Origin of the sequence: Ideonella azotifigens (genome assembly GCF_021043325.1) — a bacterium.
In the GTDB taxonomy this organism is placed as follows: domain Bacteria; phylum Pseudomonadota; class Gammaproteobacteria; order Burkholderiales; family Burkholderiaceae_C; genus Ideonella; species Ideonella azotifigens.
Genome location: NZ_JAJNKD010000012.1, coordinates 107057 through 122826 on the forward strand (window position 1 = coordinate 107057; position 15770 = coordinate 122826).

Sequence of the window (15770 nt, forward strand, 5' to 3'; positions counted from 1 at the left end):
TTGGCGCGGGCCGTTCAGGCCCGGCTCCTTACAGCAGGTGCTTGACGCCGTCCTGCTCGCCTTGCAGCTCGGCCAGGGTCTTGTTGATGCACTCTTGCGAGAAGGCATCGATCTCCAGGCCTTCGACGATCTTGTATTCGCCGTTTTCGCAGGTGACCGGGAAACCGAACATGATTTCCTTCGGGATGCCGTATTCGCCGTTCGACGGGATGCCCATCGTGACCCACTTGCCATTGGTGCCCAGGGCCCAGTCGCGCATGTGGTCGATGGCGGCGTTGGCTGCCGAAGCGGCCGACGACAGGCCGCGCGCTTCGATGATGGCGGCGCCGCGCTTGCCGACGGTCGGCAGGAACACGTCCTTGTTCCAGGCCTGGTCGTTGATCATGTCCTTGACCGAAGCGCCATCAATGGTGGCGTAGCGGTAGTCGGCGTACATGGTCGGCGAGTGGTTGCCCCACACGGCCAGCTTCTCGATGGCCGACACCGGCTTGCCGGTCTTGGCGGCGATCTGCGAAGCGGCGCGGTTGTGGTCCAGGCGCAGCATGGCGGTGAAGTTCTTGGCCGGCAGGTCCGGGGCCGACTTCATCGCGATGTAGGCGTTGGTGTTGGCCGGGTTGCCGACGACCAGCACCTTGACATTGCGCGATGCGACGGCGTTCAGCGCCTTGCCCTGGGCGGTGAAGATCGCGCCGTTGATGGACAGCAGCTCGGCACGCTCCATGCCCGGGCCGCGCGGACGCGAACCGACCAGCAGCGCGTAGTCCGCATCCTTGAATGCGGTCATCGGGTCTGCATGGGCTTGCATGCCGGCCAGCAGCGGGAAGGCGCAGTCGTCGAGTTCCATCATCACGCCCTTGAGTGCCTTCTGGGCCTTCTCGTCGGGGATCTCCAGCAGCTGGAGGATCACGGGCTGGTCCTTGCCCAGCATCTCGCCGGAGGCGATGCGGAACAGCAGCGCGTAGCCAATCTGGCCTGCGGCGCCGGTCACGGCCACGCGGACGGGGGTCTTGCTCATGGTGGAGTTCTCCGAGAAAAAGAGAGAGCGATGAAAGAAGAAAACGGCGACGCCAGCGTGTGCAGATCGGGCAACAACAGAGGTGGGCTGCGAGGGGATCGGGCTGTGCGTCGGGTTCAGGCCTGGCAGGGCACCCGGTGGGGTGCAAAGCGGGCGCCAAGGCGGCGCCGGAGCTCAGGCGGAGAAGTGTAGCGCGGCAGTCTAGGCGTGCGGGCGGGCCGAGTCAATCCTCTTATGTCTTATATAAGACATGAGTCCGGGTATTTGGCGTTGGCATTGGACGCTTGACCGCAGCCTGTGCTGCAATGCCGCCCCATGCCTGCGATGCCTGTTGATCCGCCCGAAGCCGCCCCCCCGGCCGAACGGGGCTCGGAGCGTCCGGCGGCCGCGCAGGAAGGCCCGGCGTTCAGCCCGCTGTACCAGCAGATCAAGGCCTTGCTGGTGAAGAGCCTGCAAGGCGGCGAGTGGCGGCCCGGCGAGGCCATCCCCAGCGAGATGGAACTGGCAGTGCGCTACCGCGTCAGCCAGGGCACCGTGCGCAAGGCGATCGACGAGCTGGCGACCGACAACCTGCTGGTGCGCCGGCAGGGAAGAGGTACCTTTGTTGCCACCCACGCCGAAGAAAACATCCAGTACCGCTTCCTGCGGCTGGCGCCCGATGAGGGGCCGCCCACCGGCATGGCCAGGCATTTCCTCGACTGCCGCCGCATGCGCGCGCCGGCCGACGTGGCCCGTGCGCTGGCGCTGAAGGCCGGCGATCCCGCGGTGCAGGTGCGCCGCACGCTGTCGCGCCAGGGCCGGCCCGTGGTGCTCGACGAGATCTGGCTGCCGGCCGCGCCGTTCAAGGGGCTGACTGCCGAGCGCCTGTCCCAGTACGCTGGCCCGATGTACGGCCTGTTCGAGACCGAATTCGGCGTGCGCATGATCCGCGCCGAAGAGAAGATCCGCGCAGTGGCGGCCGACGCGGCGACCGCCGTGCTGCTGCAGGTGCCCGAAGGCGCACCGCTGCTGAGCGTCGAGCGGCTGGCACATACCTATGGCGATGCACCGGTCGAGCTGCGCCGCGGCCTCTACAACACCGAAAGCCACTACTACCGCAACGAACTGAACTAGTCGAGGCGCCCGATTGCTTAGGTGCGCGGCCGGGAACGCTTTGCGCATCACCCCCGCGCAAATCTGTTGCATTGCAATAAAATCATCGGGTTTCACCTTGGGTACAAACCAGGGTGACGCCTAGCCACCTCAGGGTGTCGCCTAGCCACCTCCCTGCTTCCAAGAACGCTTCCCTGAGTTCAGAAGAGCTTTTGCAGAGCCATTCCAAGAGCGCCCACAACGAGGACATACAAGCCATGGCAGATACGCTCAAACCACGTCCAGAGTTTCGCAACATCCATGTGACAGACCTTGCCGGCTACCGGCTTCCGCCGGCCGGCTGGGTTTCCATCCTGCATCGCATCAGCGGCCTGCTGATGTTCCTGTTGCTGCCCTTCATCATCTGGTTGTTCGACACCAGCGTCACCTCCGAAGTCTCGTTCGAGAGCTTCCGCAACGCCTTCGTGGCCGGCATCGGCTTCTTGCCGGGCTGGTTCATCAAGCTGGTCAGCCTGGGCCTGATCTGGGGCTTCCTGCACCACTTCATCGCCGGCGTGCGCCACCTGTGGATGGACATGACGCACAGCGTCAGCAAAGAGCAGGGCAAGAGCTCCGCGCTGGTCACGCTGGTGCTGGGCACGCTGCTGACCTTGCTGCTGGGCGCCAAGCTCTTCGGCCTGTACTGAGCGAGGAATTCAACAAATGGCAATCAACTACGGCAGCAAGCGCCTCGTCGTCGGCGCGCACTACGGTTTCCGCGACTGGCTGGCCCAGCGCGTCACCGCCATCCTGATGGCGTTGTTCACGGTCGTTGTGCTGGTGCAGGTGCTCCTGCCCGGCGAGCTCGGCTACGACAAGTGGGCAGGCATCTTCTCGCACCAATGGATGAAGGTCCTGACCTTCGTCGTCATCGTCTCGCTGGCATACCACGCATGGGTCGGCGTGCGCGACATCTGGATGGACTACATCAAGCCGGTCGGCCTGCGCCTGGCGCTGCAGGTGTTTTCCATCGTCTGGCTGGTCGGCTGTGCCGGCTGGGCTGTTCAAGTGCTCTGGAGGCTGTAAATGGCTGTGGCCAACCAAATTACCAAGCGCAAGTTCGACGTCGTCATCGTCGGCGCTGGCGGCTCTGGCATGCGTGCCTCGCTGCAACTCTCGCTGGCCGGCCTGAACGTGGCCGTGCTGTCCAAGGTCTTCCCGACCCGCTCGCACACGGTGGCGGCGCAAGGCGGCATCGGTGCCTCGCTGGGCAACATGTCGGAAGACAACTGGCACTACCACTTCTACGACACCATCAAGGGCTCCGACTGGCTGGGCGACCAGGACGCCATCGAGTTCATGTGCCGCGAAGCGCCCAAGGTCGTCTACGAGCTTGAGCATTTCGGCATGCCGTTCGACCGCAATGCCGACGGCACGATCTACCAGCGCCCGTTCGGCGGCCACACCGCCAACTACGGCGAGAAGCCGGTGCAGCGCGCCTGCGCCGCGGCCGACCGCACCGGCCACGCGCTGCTGCACACGCTGTACCAGCAGAACGTCAAGGCCCGCACCAACTTCTTCGTCGAATGGATGGCGCTGGACCTGATCCGCGACCAGGACGGCGACGTCTGCGGCGTGACCGCGCTGGAGATGGAAACCGGCGACCTGCACATCCTGGAAGCCAAGACCGTGCTGATGGCCACCGGCGGCGCCGGCCGCATCTTCGCGGCCTCGACCAATGCCTTCATCAACACCGGTGACGGGCTGGGCATGGCGGCGCGTGCCGGCATTCCGCTGGAAGACATGGAGTTCTGGCAGTTCCACCCGACCGGCGTGGCCGGTGCCGGCGTGCTGCTGACCGAAGGCTGCCGCGGCGAAGGCGCGATCCTGCGCAACGCCAATGGCGAACGCTTCATGGAACGCTACGCCCCGACGCTGAAGGACCTGGCACCCCGCGACTTCGTCTCGCGCTCGATGGACCAGGAGATCAAGGAAGGCCGTGGCTGTGGTCCGAACAAGGACTACGTCGTGCTGGACATGACCCACCTGGGCGCCGACACGATTGCCAAGCGCCTGCCCTCGGTGCTGGAGATCGGCCACAACTTCGCCAACGTCGACATCACCAAGGAACCGATTCCGGTGGTGCCGACCATCCACTACCAGATGGGTGGCATTCCGACGAATGTGCACGGCCAGGTCGTGATTCCGAAGAACGGCATCCCGAACGAGGTCGTCAATGGCCTGTACGCAGTAGGCGAATGCTCCTGCGTCTCGGTGCACGGCGCCAACCGCCTGGGCACCAACTCGCTTCTGGACCTGGTGGTCTTCGGCCGCGCGGCGGGCAACCACATCGTGGCCTCGGCGCTGAAGCAGAAGAACCACAAGCCGCTGCCAGCCGATGCTGCCGACAAGACCCTCGCCCGCCTGGCCCGCCTGGACAGCGCCAAGGATGGCGAATACGCGCAGGACGTGGCCAACGACATCCGCAGCACGATGCAGCGCCATGCTGGCGTGTTCCGCACGCAGAAGAGCATGGACGAAGGCGTGGTCAAGATCAGGGAAGTCGCCGAGCGGGTCAAGAACATCGGCCTGAAGGACAGCTCCAAGGTCTTCAACACCGCGCGCATCGAGGCGCTGGAAGTCGACAACCTGATCGAAGCCGCCCAGGCCACGATGATCTCGGCGGCTGCCCGCCCGGAAAGCCGCGGCGCGCATGCGCATGACGACTTCCCGAACCGCGACGACGAGAACTGGATGAAGCACACGCTGTGGTATTCCGAAGGCAACCGCCTGGACTACAAGCCGGTGAACCTGCAGCCGCTGACGGTCGAATCCGTGCCGCCCAAGGTCCGTACCTTCTAAAGAATCGAGAGCCTCCCAATGAAGCGCGTTTTTCAGATCTACCGCTACGACCCGGACAAGGATGCCAAGCCCTACATGCAGACCATCGAGATCGAACTCGATGGCCATGAACGCATGCTGCTGGACGCCCTGATCAAGCTGAAGGCCGTCGACCCGACGATCTCGTTCCGCCGCTCCTGCCGCGAAGGCGTCTGCGGTTCGGACGCGATGAACATCAACGGCAAGAACGGCCTGGCCTGCCTGACCAACATGCTCACGCTGCCCGGCGTGATCACGCTGCGTCCGCTGCCCGGCCTGCCGGTCATCCGCGACCTGATCGTCGACATGACCCAGTTCTTCAAGCAGTACAACTCGATCAAGCCTTACCTCGTCAACGACGAGCGGCCGCCCGAGAAGGAACGCCTGCAGAGCCCGGAAGAGCGCGAAGAGCTGGACGGCCTGTACGAGTGCATCCTGTGCGCGAGTTGTTCGACCAGCTGCCCGAGCTTCTGGTGGAACCCGGACAAGTTCGTCGGTCCGGCCGGCCTGCTGCAGGCCTACCGCTTCATTGCCGACAGCCGCGACCAGGACACCGCGGGCCGCCTCGACAACCTCGAGGACCCGTACCGCCTGTTCCGTTGCCACACCATCATGAACTGCGTCGATGTCTGCCCCAAGGGTCTGAACCCCACCAAGGCCATCGGCAAGATCAAGGAATTGATGGTTCGGCGCGCGGTCTGAGGAATTACCCTCAGACCGACCCGAGCAAGCCAAGCCATGGACACTGCTGACACCACCGACCTGCTGGACGCTGGCGACATCAACCGCCTGAAATGGCGTTGCCGGCGCGGCTTGCTCGAAAACGACTTGTTCGTCGAGCGCTTCTTCCAACGCCACGAGACTGCGATGACGCCGTTCATGTTGCGTGGGCTGCAAACGCTGATGGACCTGTCAGACAACGACCTGCTGGACCTGCTGCTGAAGCGGCGAGAGCCCGAGGGCGAACTGAACTGCCCTGAAGTTCGGGATGTGCTGGCCCGCATGCGGCTGCCTGCTTGATGGATTCGTGCGAAAGGAACTTGAGATGACCCCCTCCGACGTGAAAGCCACGCTGTCGTTCTCCGATGGCAGCCCCAACATGGAACTGCCGATCTACAAGGGCACCATCGGGCCCGATGTGATCGACATCCGCAAGCTCTACGGCCAGACCGGCAAGTTCACCTACGACCCCGGCTTCCTGTCGACCGCTTCGTGCAACTCGACCATCACCTACATCGATGGCGACAAGGGCGAACTGCTGTATCGCGGCTACCCGATCGAGCAGCTCGCAGTCAATTGCGACTACCTGGAAACCTGCTACCTGCTGCTGTACGGAGAGCTGCCGAACGCCTCGCAGAAGCAAGAGTTCGAGCACCGCGTGACCAATCACACGATGGTCAACGAGCAGATGCAGTTCTTCCTGCGCGGCTTCCGCCGCGATGCGCACCCGATGGCGGTCATGACCGGCCTGGTCGGCGCGCTGTCGGCCTTCTATCACGACAGCACCGACATCAATAACCCCGAGCACCGGGACATCGCTGCGATCCGCCTGATCGCCAAGATGCCGACGCTGGTGGCAATGGCCTACAAGTACACCATCGGCCAGCCCTACATCTACCCGAAGAACGACCTCTCGTACGCTGGCAACTTCATGCGCATGATGTTCGCCACGCCGTGCGAGGAGTACAAGCCCAACGACGTGCTGGTGCGCGCGATGGACCGCATCTTCACGCTGCATGCCGACCACGAGCAGAACGCTTCAACCTCGACAGTGCGTCTGTGCGGTTCGTCTGGCACCAACCCCTTCGCCGCCATCGCTGCGGGCGTGGCCTGCCTGTGGGGCCCGGCGCACGGCGGTGCCAACGAGGCGGCGCTGAACATGCTTGGCGACATCCAGAAGAACGGCGGCGTCGAGAAGATCGGCGAGTTCATCAAGCAGGTCAAGGACAAGAACAGCGGCGTCAAGCTGATGGGCTTTGGCCACCGCGTCTACAAGAACTACGACCCGCGCGCCAAGCTGATGCGCGAGACCTGCCACGAAGTGCTGGATGCGCTAGGCCTGCACGACGACCCGCTGTTCAAGCTGGCCATGTCGCTTGAGAAAATCGCGCTGGAAGACGAATACTTCGTCGCCCGCAAGCTCTACCCGAACGTGGACTTCTACTCCGGCATCGTGCAGCGCGCCATCGGCATTCCGGTGCCGCTGTTCACCGCGATCTTCGCGCTGGCCCGCACGGTCGGCTGGATTGCCCAGCTGAACGAAATGATCGGCGACCCCGAGTACAAGATCGGCCGCCCGCGCCAGCTGTTCGTCGGCTCGGCCGCGCGCACCGTCAAGCCGCTCGGCGAGCGTTGAACTGAAGCTGCATTGAACCTGGGCGCACCCGTCGCGCCTTGATACAAACAAAGGCCCTTCGGGGCCTTTGTCGTTGATGGCGACGTTGTAGCGTTCGGTTTCCCCTGAACCCTCGCGCCCATGATGAAGAACCTGCTCGCCTCGCTCCGTTCCTTTGGCCATGCCATGGCCCGCGCCGCGGCCTGCGCGCCGCTGCTGCTGGCCTTGGCCACGCCCGCGCCGGTCCAGGCGGCCAAGCCAGCCAAGCCTCAGGTGGACGCGCCCAGTGCTAAGGATCATCCGCTGATCCAGCGCTTTACCGGCTCATGGCTGTTCGGCGCCAAGACGGCGGAATGGGAGCAGACGCAGTTCCCGGTTGGCATGGGCGTGGCCCATGACCGCTGGAGCCAGGCCGTGCCGGTGGAAGGCCGCCTGACGCGCCTGTTCTACCTGGCGCCGCGGGGCAAGACACCGCTGGAGGTGCATCGCAACTACCAGCAGGCGCTGTTGGAGGCAGGCTTCAAGCCCAGGTTCAGCTGCGAGCAGGCCTGCCAGGACCTGTACTTCGCGATGGACAAGACCATCGACTTCGACGGCGGCGTGCAATGGGCCGAAGGTGAAGTGGCTGGCGCAGACGATTCGACCTACAGCATCGAGCACGGCGCGTTGAGCTTCGACGGCCGCTTCCTCTACGGCACCCTGTCCAAGGGCGGCCAGGAGGTGCACGTGATGGTCTACACCTCCACTGCGGTCAACAAGACGACCAACACCACGGCCACCTTCATCCAGATCGTCGAGCCCAAGGCGATGGCCACTGGCCAGGTGCAGGTCAACGCGGCGGCGCTGCAGCAAGGTCTGGCGGCAGACGGCAAGATCGCGCTCTATGGCCTGTTCTTCGACACCGGCAAGTCCGAAGTCAAGCCAGAGTCGCAGCCGCAACTGGCCGAGATGGCCAAGCTGCTGCAGGCCCAGCCGGCACTGAAGGTCTACATCGTCGGCCACACCGACAGCCAGGGCGCACTGGACGCCAACCTCGCGCTCTCGCAGGCCCGCGCGCAAGCGGTGGTGCAGGCGCTGGTCACGCAGCACAAGGTGGACGCCAAGCGCCTGGCCGCCAAGGGCGTGGCCAACCTGGCACCGGTGGCCAGCAACACGGCCGAAGACGGGCGCGCCCGGAACCGCCGCGTCGAACTTGTCGTGCAGTAGGTGGTAGCGAATCGGCGATAGGCAATGGGCGATGGGCAAGGGCGCGGGCCGATCGGGCGCCCCGCTGAACTCGCCGCATGGCAGCCCGCAACGGGCGGGTTGTGCGTTGCTTCGTGGATTACTTGGTTTCGGAGTGCACAAGGATCGGCGACCATTGGCAGGCGTTTTGCGTGAGGCCCAGTTGCTGGCGCGCGCCTGCACCGCTTTTCAGCTCCGGAGCCCCCGACCCTTTCATGCCTCTTGCCGACACCCTGCGATTTGCGCGCTGCGAGCTGAGCGTGCCTCGACGCGAACTTTGGCTTGACGGACAAACCCAGGCCGTCGCGCCAAAGGTTTTCGACTTGCTGCTGCACCTGATCGAACATTGCGGCCGGGTGGTGGGCAAGGAGGAGTTGCTGAACCACTTGTGGCATGGCCGCGTGGTGTCCGAGGGCGTGCTGGCACGCAGTGTGATGCAGGCGCGCAAGGCCATTGGGGACGAAGGGGGCGAAGAGGCCCTCATCAAGACAATCCACAAAGTGGGTTATCGCTTTGTTGGGAGCCTGCTGCCTGCTGCCGCGGCGCCTCTGCCGAGCGCCACGCAGCAGCGCCGGGTTGCGGTTCTTCCGATTGAAAATCGCACGGGCGAAACTCGGTTCGACTGGATCAGCCTGGGGCTGGCGGCGCTGGTCTGCAATGCGCTGAGCGGCCGGGTTGCGCTCGCGGTGGTGGACCTGAACCTGATGTTGTTCGAGCTTGGCCAATTGCCTGCCGACATGGGTTCACGCGAAAAGGCGGACGCACTTCGGCAGCGCCTGGGCGCGGATTGCGTGCTGCAATCCGTGCTGCGATGGCAGGGCAATGCCTTGTGGCTGGCGTATCAGTGCACGGGGGAGGTCGAGGCCGGTCCGGCAGGCACCTTGCGAGGCGATGAGCCCAGTGAGATGGCGCTTCGCATGGCCGCGGAGGTGGCGCAGGGTCTGTGCCCTCAGGGCGCGGTGCCGTTGGTGCCCGAGTCGCAAGATCCTTTCGTCAACCAAGTCATCGGGCGCGGCACGCAATTGGCCGCCCAGTATCAATTCCGTGCGGCTGCCAAGTTCTTCGAGGTGGTGCTGGAACTGGAGCCGCGGAATTCAGCGGCGCAACTGGAATACCTGCGCAGCCTCACCAATGGTGAAGATCCCCGGGCGCTGGAGGTCGGCACGGCCCTGTTGAGCCAGGCCCGCGAGGTCGGCGACGAGCGCTTGCAGGCCATCGTGCATCTGGCGCTCGGGCACGCACTGTTGATGGGCGAGACCCGGGGCGCGATCCCGAATGCCGTCGATCATCTGGCGCAGTCGATCAGGTCAGCGAGTGCCGTCGGCGCCCCCGACATTCTGGTCCGGGCGCGGTTGGGGCAGGCCATGGCGCTGCGCCTGCAAGGTGACGTCCCCAGGGCCGAGGCGGCGCTGAATGCGCTCCACCATGAACTGAGCACGGTCGGCGGCAGTCGTTTGCACCTGAGCCTGGTGAAGGACAATCTGGCCGTCGTCGAGGCGGAGCAGGGGCACCTGCTCAAGGCGCGCAATCTGCTGGACGAGGTCTTGCTGCTGAACCGCGCCCACGGACTTCGCAGCGCTGCCTCGCTGACGCTGATGAACCTGGCCCGGATCAACGCGGGCCTGGGCTGTCTTGCGCTGGCGCGCAGCCAGGCAGCAGAGTCCGAACAAGGCTTCGACAGCCTGCAGCAGCCGCATGCGGCGGCCAGCATTGCGGAAGCGGCGGCAGAGGTCTATGGCGAACTGGGGCTGGTGCGCGATCTTGATCGTGTCCTGGAGCGCCTGGCGCCCTTGTGTGAGCGCGCCGGACTGCCGCCCAAGTCACAGTGGCTGACGGCGCGGGCCAGGCGCGAAATGTGTGCAGGCCGCGCAGAGGCTGCCGGCGCGCTTTTCAAGCGCACCGTGGCCATGGCGCAGCGCAGCCAGGCGCATTTGCGGCTGCGGTATCGGCAGCTGTGGCGGCTGGAAATGTCACTGCGATTCGGCGACGTCGTGGCGGCCGAAGCACGGCTTGCCCAGCTTGCCGAGCTGCCGGCCGTGCTCATCAACGGGGAGTTGCAATCCGCCATGGCGCGCGCCCGGGCCGCGCTGGCTTTCAGGCTTGGCCATGCCGAGCAGGCGCTGAAACATCTGGAAGACGCGGTGAGCCTCGCGCCTGCAGGTCGCTGGCGCGCCATGGCCTTGATGGATGCCGCCTGGATGGACTTGACAGCAGGCCGAACGGGCCAGGCGCAGATGCGATTGAGAGCGCTTTCTCCCTGGCTGGATGAGCACCCACTGGGAAGGGCCCTGAATGGGCAATCCTCGAATGGGCGCTTTGTTTTGCCTCACACATCGACCGCAGCAGACATCGAGTGGTTGTTGCCTTCGCTGCGCTGACTCACTGCGGCTTGTTGCGCTTGCTGACAACCGTCGAACTGGCGTTGCTGTCTGGCCGGGTGACCTTGAACACCAATTCATCGTTAGGGTTGCCGCTCAGATAAGCATGCCCATCGGGGTAGGGATTGGAGTTGGACGAGTTGATCCAGAACCGGGGTTGCATCGCGAACACCTGGAAGGTGTAGGTCTCACCCGGCGTCACGTCGACAGGCGGAGAGAAGTGATAGGCCACCATCGCCGAAGCACCTGGCGCGTCACCCAGCTTGCCGGCGACGTTGACCACCACTTGCCGCAGTGCTTTCGAGGCGTCATTGATGGTGTCGCCCCTGTACAGCACCATCGTCACATGCTTCTCGTCCTTGGAGTTCCCGAGGGATGAGAAGCTGGAGTTGGAAAGACTGACCGAGATGGAATCGATCTGGGTGCTGTTGGCGACGAAGGTTTGCGCCGCCGGCATGTAGTACGGCAGGCTGTAGCTGCCGCCGTTGGCCACGGCCTGCTTGATCACCACTTCACTGGCATTGCTGCCCTGCGCGGCGCCGAAAGCGCCCAGTGCGATCAGCCAGGATAGGCACCTGGCCGCCGCGCGGAAGGCAGCGGACAACGAGAACTTTGCGTTTGACAACATGATGGAGATACTTTCTGTGTCGGTTGGGCAGGGCATCAGCGCGTCTGGAGGCCGGGGTCTTGGTGGCGGGCATTGCCGCGCACCGTGTTCACCGTGCCGACGGACTGCGGGTCCACCGAAATGCTGGTAGTCGCCAGGGTGTTGCCCTTGCCATCACGGAACTGAACTGCGCCCATGTAGCGCTGCGCGTCCGGCACGCTCCAGGCCAGCTTGATCTTCCCGTTCTGCCCGGCTTTCACCTGGGTGGGAGCGGTGGTGCTCAGCGGCAGGCCGGCCGACCCGCTGCCAGGAAGGTCCCAGGACCAGACCGTGTAGCTCGATGCATCGCCCACCAGGCTGAGGGCCAGCACACAGGCCTGATAGGTGCCTTGGGCAGGCTGCGCCACGTCAATGGCCTGATTGGCACCTGGCTGACCGCTCCAGTAGCCGTTGCCGTCAGGCCCCGTCACGCTGAGTGCGAGGTTGTCCTGGCCTGGGTGGCTGGTGTCGCTGTCAAACATCTGCAGGTGAAGGGCCATGCTGCCGGCGGCCACCGGGATGTTGACGCAACTGGAAAAGTCCTGGGCAGTCACCGTGCCTGCGAGGGCCTGGCCCGCGATCAAACCCGTGCTGTGGGTGTCGAGTGCCCCGCTGTAGCCGGCGGTGAAGGGCAGTGCCGTCTTGAAGCTGGCGCTCTGAGAGCTCAGATTGGTTGCGATCTTGAACGACTGCTGCAGCGCCGAAAGCGGACTTGTGATGGGCTGGCCGCCCTGGCTTGATTTCCAAGTCAGCGAGCCGAACTGCCATGACGCTTCAGGCGCATCGGTGCGCGACAGCACCACGGTGAATGGCGCGCTCTCGCCCGGAGCCAGCGTGAGCTGCGCTGGCTTGACCTTGACATCGAAGCCCACGAGCTGCGCCTTCGCGCTGTAGGTGACGGCATGTTCCGAGACGTTGGTCAGCCGGCGCTCGATCTTGGTTTGACCAGGCACCACTGCCGTCAGGGAGGGCAGATTCAGGTTCTGGCTGCTCACCGAGCCTGCATTCGCGCAGGTGTCGGCGTCCGCCAGGCCTTTGCCGCACAGGTAGGCGTCGTAGTCGCTGCGGCTGGCGTCGTACACCAGTTCGACGGCGGCGGCAGCCTTCGGCCGGATTTCGCCGCTGCCGTAGCCCATGCGGTCTGCATCGGCGCTGCCACCGGCCTGCAGCACGGCGCTGGTGGTGGTCATCAGCGCTGAGCGAATGGCGGCAGGTGACCAACCCGGGTGCAGCTGCCTGAGCAGCGCCGCCGTGCCAGCCACGTGCGGGCTGGCCATGGACGTGCCGTCATGGGTGGCGTAGTAGGCAGGCGGGGTCAGGCTGCCGTTGACGATGGCGTCGTGCTCGGCCTGCGTTGCCGAGTAGGAGTCGGCCCCCAGGATGTTCACCCCTGGGGCTGACAAGTCAGGCTTGAGGATCTCGATGTCCGCCAGATTCGGGCCGCGGCCGGAAAAGCTGGCCACGACGGGTGCGGTCACCTTGTGATTGGTGGCCATGCCGATGGAAGCCGAGGAACCACTTGCCGTGGCCTTGAGCACGGCCTTGCGCGAAGCCACCGGCAGATGCACCGTGGGTACCGCATGGACGTCGGCATACAGGCTGTCCGCGTAGTCGCCCACGTTGAGCAACACCATGCCGACGCCTCCGGCGCGCAGCACCTCCGCGCTCTTGTCCACACGCCCGTTGCTGCCCCGGTCGCAGACCACGACTTTGCCCGCCACCTTGGCAGGATCGAGCGAGTTGGCCGCGCAGAGCCGGGCGAGGATGTTGGTGTCGTCAAACGGCGCCGTGGCTGCTGCGTCCGCGCCACGGATCAGCTGGCCCTGGACAGTGGCGGTGGCCATCGAGGGTCCGCTGATGACCTTGCCGTCCTGGCCCAGCGTCAGGCGCGCCTCGAAGTTCTTGTCGGTGGTCGAGGCACCAGCGGTTGTGACCCAGGGGCTGGGGTGATTCACCGTGTTGCCGCCGCTGTTGCCTGCGGCGGTGGCCACGAACACGCCCGCAGTGGCTGCGTTCAGGAAAGCTTGTTCGACCGGGTCCTCGACCGAAGTCTGGGAGCCGCTGATCGAGAAATTGATGACGTCCACGCCGTCTTGAACGGCTTGATCGATCGCGGCCACGGAGTCGCTGTCGTAGCAGACATTCCCGTTGGCCTGTCCGGTCCAGCAAACCTTGTAGACCGCGATCCTTGCGCGCGGCGCCAAGCCGGAGATCTCACCGATCACCGCATCGCCCTGCAGCGTTTCGACCTTTGAATTGCCAGCGGCGATGGACGCCGTGTGGCTGCCGTGTCCGCTCAGGCCGCGCGCCGAAACGTACTCGTCGGGCACCAATGGATCGCCGACGGCATCGAAACCTGCCTTGAAGATGCGGGCGCCGATCAGCTTCTGGTTGCAATTGCTGGCCGTGAATCCTGGTCCTGTGTCGCAGCTGCCATGCCATTTCGCCGGCGGGGCTGCGTAGACCTGGGTGCCCGCGCTGGCGGGCAGGCCGTTTGCGTCGACTCGGTCAGTGAACGAGAGGTCTTCGGGCCAGATGCCGGAGTCCACCATGCCGATGATGACGTCTTCTCCAGTCACCGGACGGCCGGCGGCGTCTCGCTGCGTCCACAAGCCCTTGGACGTGCTCAGCTGCAGAAAGCCGGGTGTGCGGTTGGTGCTGAGCGTGCGGGCACGGTCCGGGCTGACGGCACGCACGCCGGGCTGCTTGGTCAACTGCTTGGCCTCTGCGTCGGTGAGCATCAGTGCCATGCCATTCAGGGCGAACTCGTAAACCCGCAACGCACGGGCCTGACCGATGGTGGCCAGCACCTCCTGTCGCCGACTCGCCAGTTGGCTGCGGTACTGGGCCACGGCATTGCTGCGCAGGTCCAGTCGCGTCGCTGCTCGGCTGTTCGGCGCAGCCAGGCTTTGCTGCTTGGCGCTGAAACTGGCAACGGGCGCATCGGTCAACTGCACGATGTAGGCCCGCCGGAGGGGCTGAGAAGCGCCAATGACCGGCAGTGCAGCGGCGATCAACAAGGCCGCCACGGCCTGTTGAATGAGGGTGGGCTTGAGCAAGGTTCGCTCCAAGAAGGAAACAACAACAGAGGAGGACGCTCGTTGCCGCGCCGATCAAGGGAGGAACAGCTTCGAGACCGTGACGAGTCTATGAACACGCTTCTTCACGGTCCTGATGGATTCATGATCAATCTCCGATTTTGTTATTCCCGCGCCGGGGCCGGCGCGGCCTGCCTCGCGCAGAATCCTCATCGGTTCAAAGGCAGCATTTCATTCGGAGGAATGATTGGACCGTGTTCACCTGATGAGCGTGTTCGTCGCGGTGGTCGACACCCACAGCCTGGCCGGCGCCGCGCGCAAGCTCGCGCTGTCGCCGCCGGCGGTCACGCGCGCCGTCACCGAGCTGGAAACCCTGCTCGGTGTTCGCCTCCTGACCCGCACCACGCGGGTCGTGCGCGTGACCGATGCCGGCGCGCGTTATGCGGAAGACTGCCGGCGCATCCTGGCCGACTTGGCCGAGGCCGATGAATCGGTCAGCGGGATGCACGCCACGCCTCGCGGCAAGCTCATGCTCACAGCACCGGTGATGTTCGGCGCGCTCTACGTCACGCCCATCGTGACCGAATACCTCCAGCGTTACCCCGAGGTCAATGCCGAGTGCTGGTTCCTGGACCGCGTCGTCAACATCGTCGACGAAGGCATTGACCTGGCGGTGCGCATCGGCAACTTGGCCGACTCTTCGCTGCAGGCGATACAGGTCGGCCAGGTGCGGCGGGTGATCTGCGCCGCGCCGGGCTACCTGGAACAGCACGGCACACCCGCCACGCCCGACGAACTGGCCCGGCATTGCATCGTCGCCTCCACCGCGGCGTCCACTTCCGAATGGCGGCTGCACGACAACGGCGAGTCGCGCCTGGTCAAGGTCCAGCCGCGCATGACGACCACCACCAACGAATCGGCGTTGGCCGCGGCCGTGGGTGGCTTCGGCCTCACGCGGCTGATGTCCTACCAGGCGGCCGCGGCGGTGGCCGAAGGCCGGCTGAAGATTGTGCTGAGCGCTTTCGAAGGCCCGCCGCTGCCCATCCACCTGGTGCACCGCGAAGGCCGGCACGCTTCGCAGAAGGCACGGGCCTTCCTGGACTTGGCAATGGACAGGCTGCGCGCGCATCCCTTGCTGCAACCCGGCTGATTATTCCAGTCAGCGAAACAGAGTCTTGGAATT

The 15770-nt window shown here is 64.9% G+C and carries 13 protein-coding genes; 10 read left to right on the top strand and 3 right to left on the bottom strand.

The window, feature by feature from the left end; all coding sequences use genetic code 11:
• Nucleotides 1–28: 28 nt before the first annotated feature.
• Entirely contained in the window at nt 29–1015 is a 987-nt protein-coding gene (locus LRH25_RS22355; RefSeq protein ID WP_141286161.1) for a malate dehydrogenase, read from the bottom strand.
• Between the two features lie 324 nt (nt 1016–1339).
• On the opposite strand from LRH25_RS22355, the gene LRH25_RS22360 reads away from it, so the two are divergent.
• The 9 genes from LRH25_RS22360 to LRH25_RS22400 all read left to right on the top strand — a co-directional run bounded on the left by LRH25_RS22360 (nt 1340) and on the right by LRH25_RS22400 (nt 10903).
• Complete coding sequence (locus LRH25_RS22360) at nt 1340–2128, top strand: GntR family transcriptional regulator (RefSeq protein WP_231012326.1); 789 nt, start codon at nt 1340–1342, stop codon at nt 2126–2128.
• 236 nt (nt 2129–2364) lie between these two features.
• On the top strand, nt 2365–2793 hold the full coding sequence (gene sdhC / locus LRH25_RS22365; RefSeq protein WP_141285941.1) for a succinate dehydrogenase, cytochrome b556 subunit: 429 nt from the start codon (nt 2365–2367) through the stop codon (nt 2791–2793).
• A 16-nt stretch (nt 2794–2809) separates the two neighbouring features.
• Nucleotides 2810–3172, top strand: a complete 363-nt coding sequence (gene sdhD / locus LRH25_RS22370) for a succinate dehydrogenase, hydrophobic membrane anchor protein (protein WP_141285939.1) — start codon at nt 2810–2812, stop codon at nt 3170–3172.
• Complete coding sequence (gene sdhA, locus LRH25_RS22375) at nt 3173–4948, top strand: succinate dehydrogenase flavoprotein subunit (RefSeq protein ID WP_141285937.1); 1776 nt, start codon at nt 3173–3175, stop codon at nt 4946–4948.
• Nucleotides 4949–4966: 18 nt separating this feature from the next.
• Nucleotides 4967–5668 (top strand): succinate dehydrogenase iron-sulfur subunit, encoded by a 702-nt coding sequence (locus LRH25_RS22380; RefSeq protein WP_141285935.1) that lies wholly within the window; start codon nt 4967–4969, stop codon nt 5666–5668.
• A 36-nt stretch (nt 5669–5704) separates the two neighbouring features.
• Entirely contained in the window at nt 5705–5986 is a 282-nt protein-coding gene (locus LRH25_RS22385) for an FAD assembly factor SdhE (RefSeq protein WP_141285933.1), read from the top strand.
• A 25-nt stretch (nt 5987–6011) separates the two neighbouring features.
• Complete coding sequence (gltA, locus tag LRH25_RS22390; RefSeq protein ID WP_141285931.1) at nt 6012–7322, top strand: citrate synthase; 1311 nt, start codon at nt 6012–6014, stop codon at nt 7320–7322.
• A gap of 120 nt (nt 7323–7442) precedes the next feature.
• Complete coding sequence (locus LRH25_RS22395) at nt 7443–8507, top strand: OmpA family protein (protein ID WP_141285929.1); 1065 nt, start codon at nt 7443–7445, stop codon at nt 8505–8507.
• Between the two features lie 233 nt (nt 8508–8740).
• Complete coding sequence (locus LRH25_RS22400) at nt 8741–10903, top strand: winged helix-turn-helix domain-containing protein (protein WP_170200763.1); 2163 nt, start codon at nt 8741–8743, stop codon at nt 10901–10903.
• Nucleotide 10904: 1 nt separating this feature from the next.
• Here the strand turns inward: LRH25_RS22400 and LRH25_RS22405 are convergent, their stop codons facing one another.
• The gene (locus tag LRH25_RS22405; RefSeq protein WP_231012254.1) at nt 10905–11567 is read right to left on the bottom strand and encodes a hypothetical protein; all 663 of its coding nucleotides are present in this window, start codon (nt 11565–11567) and stop codon (nt 10905–10907) included.
• Entirely contained in the window at nt 11567–14608 is a 3042-nt protein-coding gene (locus tag LRH25_RS33190; protein ID WP_170200762.1) for a S8 family peptidase, read from the bottom strand. The genes LRH25_RS22405 and LRH25_RS33190 overlap by 1 nt, the downstream gene beginning before the upstream one ends.
• Nucleotides 14609–14834: 226 nt before the next feature.
• Between LRH25_RS33190 and LRH25_RS22425 the strand changes: the two genes are divergently transcribed.
• Nucleotides 14835–15737 carry a LysR family transcriptional regulator gene (locus tag LRH25_RS22425; protein ID WP_141285921.1) on the top strand — a complete coding sequence of 301 codons (903 nt, stop codon included), beginning with the start codon at nt 14835–14837 and terminating at the stop codon, nt 15735–15737.
• Nucleotides 15738–15770 lie beyond the last annotated feature (33 nt).